Raw genomic sequence first — 6,737 nt, forward strand, 5'->3', positions numbered from 1 at the left:
TCAACCGTGCAGCAGAGCCCGGGAAATGCCGAAATCGTCGCTACCCCCGGGGCAGCCGCGCAAGAGGCCGCCCAGAACCAACAGCCATTCGGCGGGGACTCGGGTGCCCTGCTATACCACCACCACCACCCCTGACAACGACCGCGCGCTTGGGGCAGGGAAGCTCTTACTCCCGCCCTGAGCGCCATGGTTTTTGGGCGCAAGGCAAGCCGGACGCTAACGACGTCGCCATACCGTTGGCTACCTAGGCGATTTTCTTGTAATTCGTCCCCACTCAACCTGATCGCCGATCCTGAGTGAGGGGGCGTCGCGGGCGACGAAGCGGGGGAGCGGCAGAGTGTGTAGGCCCGCAGCCCTTGGCCTGCTGCCCCTGCAACAGGGTCGGCGGATGGACACGGTGGAGAGCGACCTTGCCGACGAACGGCTCGATGTCGGCTGAGATCGCCATGGCGACCGCAAGGCTCGCGTATGGCTGAAGTTCGCGATACGGCTGTAAAGGTCTGTGCTGTAATTGAATTCGGGAACCTTGCTCTCATCTCGATTCGACCAGTCAAGCAGCTTCGTCGCCGAGTTGTGGATCGGCATGCCACCTTGACGGCCGCATCATCAGGCAGCGGCGACCCACGTAGGGCCTCCACCACGTGGAACATGACATTGTCGATCGCGGCCCGCAGGCGGTTGACGATGTCGCTGAACAAGCATCGACCACCGGCGGGATGGCCGCACGGCCGACACTACGAAGTCGAGCAGACCGTCCAGGTGCTGCACCTGCTTCATCTCGAGCGCGTTGAGTGACCACTTCAGTCATTCCCACCCGAGTTCATTCGAGCTAGTCGGGGCGGGCCAGGCGCAGCGCGGTCGGCGCGAGCTCGGCCGGCAACCAGTGCAGTGCCGATGGCCGGTCAGTCATTCGTCTCCTTCTGCTGGGGCGGCATGTCCTCGATGCGGTCCTCGGCGCGCGCCAAATCCTTGAGCGGATCTTCGAAGCTGACGTCCACTTCGGAGGTGACCGGTTAGGAACCTCGCTGTCGGTGCCCGAGCATGTCCGCGGAATCATCCACTGACTGCCCGAACTTCGTTGATGCGGGCGGTGATCCGCTCCGCGCTGTCCTGCAGGGCGCTGAGCGCGGTGTCGTCGAGCGTGTCGATGACGAGCCCGAGCACGGTCGCAACGTGGCCGGGGGCGGCGGCGACGAGATGGTTATAGCCAGCCTCCGTGAGGACGGCGTTGGTGTACCGGCCGTCGTTCGGGTCGGGTTCGCGTCGGACGTAGCCCCGCCTCTGCAGGCGGGTGATCAGGTGTGACAGGCGTGAGAGTTCGGCGTTGGTGAGCCCGGCGAGCTCACTGATCCGCATGGTGTGGTCGGGCTGATCGGACAGGCCGGCGAGCACGTAGTACTCGACGTACCTGAGCTGGGCGTCGCGTTGCAGCTGTGTCTCCAGTGCTGCGGGCAGCAGGGCGAACAGCAGTGTGATGGCTTGCCACGCCTCGAGCTGCGCCGCGGTCAACCATCGCGGGGCGGTGGTGGTGGCGGTAGCGCGCCGGTGGGAGCGGCTCATCATCGAAGCCTAGAGGCCGTCCACTTGAACATTCAAGTCAGTCGGTCTATCGTGAGTTGAAGATTCAAGTGACGAGAGCTAGATGAGCCCGGTCCCGGGTCGATCGGCTGGCAGCAAAGGAGTGAACGAAATGGCTCGTCTAGCAGGAAAAGTCGCAAGCACGGCGTCGTCGGGCTGACGCAGTCGCTCGCCAACGAGCTGGCACCCGACATGATCGGGGCCAACTCGGCGCATCCAAGCGCGGTCGACAACGACATGATTCACAACCGGGCGTTTGTATCACCTCCTCCTGCCCGACCGCCACGGCGACATCACCCCGCAGGAAATCGAACCGCTATTCCAGACGCTCAACCCGCTTCCCATCCCCTGGGTCGAGTCGGTGGACATCTCCAAGGCCGTGCTGTTCCTCGCCTTCGACGAGGCCCGCTACATCACCGGCGTCACCCTGCCCGTCGACGCCTGCGCATCCGTCAAATGACGCACCGCGCAGCACCAACACACCCGAAAGGAGTCGCAACCACGCCAACAGGGGAACCTCGCCCGCGACGGCCTCTCGAACTGCGAGATCGGCACCGGGCTGTTCATCAGGCCCGCACCGTCGAGTACCAGCTGCACGAGGTCAACACAACCAACTAGGCCAGGCCCTCAGCGGCGACCCCTCGCCACTGACCGCTGCGGCCGCATCAGAAAGGAAGCATCCGTGAACGCATCAAACAACTCCACTCCGACCGATCCCCAAACCCCCAGGAAGCCAAAGACTTCCATCAAAGGGATTCCGGACCCGAGTGTGACCATCCGACCGGTTCCGATCGACCGGCTCGACCTCTCATCAAAAAGACTGGCCGTCGTCGGCGGGACCAATGGCCTCGGACGAGCCATCGCTCAGCAAGCCTTGGCGCGCGGCGCCGACGTCACAGTGGTCGGGCGAACGCTTCGCGACGACCCGGCCGACCGGCTGACGTTCGTCGGAGCCGATCTGTCATGGATGAGCGAGGCCGTCCGCGTGGGCCGCGAACTCCCGGCGGAATCCTTCGACGTTGTGCTGTTCACCACCGGAATCATCGCTGCCAAGAGCCGCGAAGAGACGCCCGAACATGTCGAACGGGATGTGGCGATCAGCTACCTGAGCCGTCTCGCCATACTTCAGGGTCTGAGCGACAGACTCGGATCGGCACGTGAGGACCGTGCGCCCAGGCCGCGGGTTTTCGTGATGGGATCCCCCGGGACGGGTGCGATCGGAAACCCAGACGATCTCAACTCTGAGAAGGACTACCGAGCCATGGTGGCGCACGGCAACACTCTCGCCGGCAACGAGATTCTGGTCCTCGGGGCGAAGGACTGGTTCCCGGGTCCGGCATTCTTCGGATTGGGCCCCTACCTGGTCAAAACTGGCATCCGCAGCAACCTCTTGGGCGACGGCAGCATCACTCACAGACTGGTCGAGACCATCGTCGGAATTTTCATGCAATCCCCTGAGACCTACGCCAAGCGGATGGTGCCACTGCTTTTCGCCCCGGAACTCGAAGGTAGGACCGGGCTCATGTTCGGCCACAAAGCCCAACCGATCCTGCCGACTCAAGGCCTCGACAGCGCCTACATCGATCGCTACCTGTCGGCCTCCGAAGCCCTCTTACTACGCGCACTCAGCTGATCGCAGGGCGAAACCTCAATGCGACGGCGGCACAGAAGCGTCCCCACAAACCCGCCGGGCCCGGCTCGGGACTGGGCTGTTCTGGATCGCCAGCGGTGCCTTTCACTTCGTGATCCCGCGGCAGTTCGAGTCATTCGTGCCGCCGCGGCTCGAGGCCTGGCGTCGAGAACTCGTAGTTGCGAGCGGTATCGCCGAGATCGCCGGCGGGGTCGCGGTGTTGCCGTATCGGACGCGGCGCTGGGCGCGGTGGTGGCTGCTGGCCACGCTGGTGGCGGTCTATCCGGCCAACATCAGCATGGCCGTCAACTCCAGCAACTTCCCGTCGATTCCCGCACCGGCCCTCTGGGCGCGGCTGCCACTGCAGCTCCTGTTCGCGCGGACTGCCTGGCGGGGAACTCGATAGCTGTCAGCACCACACGCAGCGACCCGTACGAGGCTTCCATGCCGCAGCCGATCAGCAATCACCGAAAATTGCTCCCGGCGAACAGTTCTCACGCTCGGCATCGCGCAGAGTAAACCTCGATGGCCGCGCGCTCTACTACGGCGTTGGCGCGCCATGCGGCACTCGTAGAGCAAGCAGCCCACCGCGCCCGGTGCGATTGGAAACACACCAACAAGTGAGGAGACATGGAAATGAGATTGCTCGACGGCCGAGTGGTCGTAGTAACAGGTGCCGGGCGCGGTTCGACTCTTGGCTCACCCGACACGAGAGCGAGATCCCATTCGCCTGAATTCCTGTCCAAATTCCCGAACTGATGCCGACACGATTCGCGTCGCGTACCGCGCGACGCGAACAAGAGAGGCAAATGATGGCTTACTCGGCAACGACTGACGCACACGCGGTCGGTAAGCGCGACCGCGCGCAGATCATCGGCGATCACATCGAGGGTGCGATCAGCACCTTGCACACTCACCACGTCCTCGAAGACGACAATGTCTGGCCGTTGCTGCTCGACCGCTGCGCCGAATCAGTGGCTCCGCTGGTGGAGCTGATGAAACGCCAACACCACCAGATCGCCAGGCTGATACCCCAGGTCGACCAGGCGTTGAACGTCTGGCGCGACAGCCCCACCGTCGAATCCCGCCAGACCCTGGTCGACGTTCTCGACCGGGTGATCCCGGCGTTGAAGGAGCACCTGAGCACAGAGGAGGACCGCGTCGTGCCGCTCATGGAGCAGCACATCACGGCCACCGAGTGGAACGAGTTCCTGAAGAGCGAATCGGCTGCCGTCGACCCGGACTACCTCCCACTCATGCTCGGGATGCTGATGTATGAGGGCGATCCCGAGAGCGTCGAACAGATCATCGCCACCATGTCCGCCGACACCGGCCCCGCTATCAGGCAGCTGGCCGCGCCAACGTTCGCGGCCCACTCCCTGCGGGTTCACGGCACCCGCCACCCCACCGCGCAGCACCGAACTCTGACCACCAAGCCCTAGCCTGCGGTCGAAACCGGGCCGCTGATGCCCAACGGCGCATTACGAGCGACGCGCAATGCAGTCCGCAGCCTGTCCGCAGTAGCTTCGATTACAGCCTCAACTGCTCAACTGTTCCAACCGACATCGACATCGCCGCCGCCTGGTTGGACCACGGGGTGGCGAGGAATGGTCAGCGGGGCGTGCCCGCCGCGTAACGGTGGGGTGGGCCGGGTGCGGTGCTCTAGCTCCTCGGCCAGCGGATGGGGACGCCTACGTGACGGCTGCGCCCACGAGATGTCCGATGACGTAGGTGACACCCAGAGCCAGGGCACCGCCGACGACGTTGCGTGTGATCGCCCGTTGCTTGGGCGCGCCGCCCAATGCGGCCGACGCCGCTCCGGTGATGACGAGGGCCAGGAGTACCGCCGCGACCGTTACCGGTATCCGCAATATGTTGGGCGGCAGCAAAATTGCGATCAAGGGCAGGAGCGCGCCGACGGTAAAGGACAGGGCTGATGACAGGGCGGCCTGCCAGGGGTTGGTCAGATTGGTGGGATCGATGCCCAACTCCACGTCTGCGTGCGCGGCGAACGCATCATGGTCGGTGAGTTCTTCGGCAACTGTGCGCGCGGTTGCGGTCGACAACCCCTTGGCCTCGTATAGCGCCGCGAGTTCGTCCAGTTCCGCTGCGGGGTCCTCGCGTAGCTCTCCGCGTTCCTTGCTCAGCAGCGCCTGCTCGGTGTCACGCTGAGTGTTGACAGAAACATACTCTCCCAACGCCATCGAGACGGCCCCCGCGACCATTCCTGCGACTCCCGCGGTCAGGATCGGGTCTCGAGCCGCCGTTGCTGCCGCAACTCCGACCACGATGCCTGCCGTTGAGACGATCCCGTCGTTGGCGCCCAGGACGCCGGCCCGCAGCCAATTCAGTTTCGATGACACCGAGCCCACATGTGGCTCGGCGGGATGGGACATGGTCGCAACGCTAGACATCGAGGCGGACCACCGCCAGCAAACGTAGCCTAGCCAAAGGGTCCACCGCTGTCCGGGGCGATACGGCTCGCTGCGCCGCTGGCGATGATCATCACGCTGTAATGAGCTACTGCGCCACGCGTTTCAGCTTCACCGCACTTCCCGAATGTGGACGGCGGCGGTGTCAGGGCGTTTCCTGGCGGGCAACCGATTGCTCGCCCCAGGTTGCCTTCGCTCCCGAATCTCCTATGCGATAGACCTGTACTGTCGTTGCTACGCTCGCGATGATGACGACGCCCGCGATGAGCCACTGCGCAAGGGGTTTCACGGATCTCCCGCGCGCTTCCCGGAGATGGACGACTGCGAGCAGCATCGCTGCGGCCGTCAACGCGATGGCGAAGTACAGCATCGTGTCGCCGAGCTGGGTGTGAGCCTTCAGCAGTGGCGACCGGCCCTTGACCTTCTCCAGCCATTCGCCCGCGTCCGTCGTCAATGGGGTCAGAAGCGTCGTGATGACGGTGAGTGTCAGCACCAGCCATACCAATCGTTGGCGTGCTGCTGGCCACAGCGCACAGATGATCGCGAGAATGGCGGTGAGCGGGGCCAGGACGACGATGAAGTGCACGAGTAGAACGTGGGCGGGTAGCCCGTTGAACGTCGACAAAATTGTTTCTCCTCGAAACGATGTGGGATTGCGCGAAGACACGATCTCATACGATCTATGAAGAAGGGCCTCGCTTTCGGTCGGCGGATGCCGGTTGGTCGGTGATCAGTGAGAGGGCAAGTCGAGGGCAGCGGTCAACGGCGTTGTGCGCCTGAGGAAGTGCCGAGTGTGGAACCGCGGGCTCGCGGGAGCCGTCTCGCGCGATAGGGTAGCCCCAGTCGTCGCGGTCAAGGAGCCGCGGCAACAGTTCGGTGCACAGGCCGCGTCCGTCGCAGCGCGTCCAGTCGATGTGCAGGCGTCGCGGGGATGGGGTGTACGGCGTCCTCACAGTGCTCCCGAGTCGGGGCGTCGTGAACGTCCGGCGTTGGGCACCGATGTCAGGGCGGCTTCGCATCGGCCCTGGCGATGGTGGGTGACGTCGGAGGCGAAGGCGTGCAGTGCGCTGCGGGCCAGGCGCGCGGTTCCGTCGGGG

General features: G+C 64.4%; 9 protein-coding genes. 5 read left to right on the forward strand and 4 right to left on the reverse strand.

Annotated elements, in window-relative coordinates; all coding sequences use genetic code 11:
- Positions 1-648: 648 nt before the first annotated feature.
- Complete coding sequence (locus QOI01_RS17300) at positions 649-795, forward strand: hypothetical protein (RefSeq protein WP_526383023.1); 147 nt, start codon at positions 649-651, stop codon at positions 793-795.
- 258 nt (positions 796-1,053) lie between these two features.
- Here the strand turns inward: QOI01_RS17300 and QOI01_RS17305 are convergent, their stop codons facing one another.
- Positions 1,054-1,560 (reverse strand): MarR family winged helix-turn-helix transcriptional regulator, encoded by a 507-nt coding sequence (locus tag QOI01_RS17305; protein ID WP_526383025.1) that lies wholly within the window; start codon positions 1,558-1,560, stop codon positions 1,054-1,056.
- A gap of 274 nt (positions 1,561-1,834) precedes the next feature.
- Between QOI01_RS17305 and QOI01_RS17310 the strand changes: the two genes are divergently transcribed.
- From QOI01_RS17310 to QOI01_RS17325, 4 genes are all read left to right on the forward strand, one after another.
- Positions 1,835-2,038: a hypothetical protein gene (locus QOI01_RS17310; protein WP_526383027.1), complete on the forward strand. Its 204-nt coding sequence runs from the start codon at positions 1,835-1,837 to the stop codon at positions 2,036-2,038.
- Between the two features lie 309 nt (positions 2,039-2,347).
- On the forward strand, positions 2,348-3,211 hold the full coding sequence (locus QOI01_RS17315) for a Rossmann-fold NAD(P)-binding domain-containing protein (protein WP_526383029.1): 864 nt from the start codon (positions 2,348-2,350) through the stop codon (positions 3,209-3,211).
- An 85-nt stretch (positions 3,212-3,296) separates the two neighbouring features.
- Positions 3,297-3,614 carry a DoxX-related protein gene (locus QOI01_RS17320; RefSeq protein ID WP_526383039.1) on the forward strand — a complete coding sequence of 106 codons (318 nt, stop codon included), beginning with the start codon at positions 3,297-3,299 and terminating at the stop codon, positions 3,612-3,614.
- A 406-nt stretch (positions 3,615-4,020) separates the two neighbouring features.
- Positions 4,021-4,650 carry a hemerythrin domain-containing protein gene (locus QOI01_RS17325; protein ID WP_526383031.1) on the forward strand — a complete coding sequence of 210 codons (630 nt, stop codon included), beginning with the start codon at positions 4,021-4,023 and terminating at the stop codon, positions 4,648-4,650.
- Between the two features lie 249 nt (positions 4,651-4,899).
- On the opposite strand, the gene QOI01_RS17330 is transcribed toward QOI01_RS17325, so the two are convergent.
- From QOI01_RS17330 to QOI01_RS17340, 3 genes are all read right to left on the reverse strand, one after another.
- A complete protein-coding gene (locus tag QOI01_RS17330; RefSeq protein WP_526383033.1) occupies positions 4,900-5,604 on the reverse strand; it encodes a VIT1/CCC1 transporter family protein in 705 nt (234 codons plus the stop codon).
- Positions 5,605-5,785: 181 nt separating this feature from the next.
- Positions 5,786-6,265 (reverse strand): DUF2231 domain-containing protein, encoded by a 480-nt coding sequence (locus QOI01_RS17335; protein WP_526383035.1) that lies wholly within the window; start codon positions 6,263-6,265, stop codon positions 5,786-5,788.
- Positions 6,266-6,320: 55 nt separating this feature from the next.
- Positions 6,321-6,659: a ferredoxin gene (locus tag QOI01_RS17340; protein ID WP_526383037.1), complete on the reverse strand. Its 339-nt coding sequence runs from the start codon at positions 6,657-6,659 to the stop codon at positions 6,321-6,323.
- Positions 6,660-6,737 lie beyond the last annotated feature (78 nt).

It is taken from the genome of Mycobacterium sp. (genome assembly GCF_032162605.1).
In the GTDB taxonomy this organism is placed as follows: Bacteria; Actinomycetota; Actinomycetes; order Mycobacteriales; family Mycobacteriaceae; genus Mycobacterium.

What these genes read in the sequence shown, in the direction of transcription:
- QOI01_RS17305 (WP_526383025.1), bottom strand. Translation starts at nt 1,560, where the DNA reads ATGAGCCGCTCCCACCGGCGCGCTACCGCCACCACCACCGCCCCGCGA.
- QOI01_RS17300 (WP_526383023.1), top strand. Translation starts at nt 649, where the DNA reads ATGACATTGTCGATCGCGGCCCGCAGGCGGTTGACGATGTCGCTGAAC.
- QOI01_RS17325 (WP_526383031.1), top strand. Translation starts at nt 4,021, where the DNA reads ATGGCTTACTCGGCAACGACTGACGCACACGCGGTCGGTAAGCGCGAC.
- QOI01_RS17340 (WP_526383037.1), bottom strand. Translation starts at nt 6,659, where the DNA reads ATGCGAAGCCGCCCTGACATCGGTGCCCAACGCCGGACGTTCACGACG.
- QOI01_RS17330 (WP_526383033.1), bottom strand. Translation starts at nt 5,604, where the DNA reads ATGTCCCATCCCGCCGAGCCACATGTGGGCTCGGTGTCATCGAAACTG.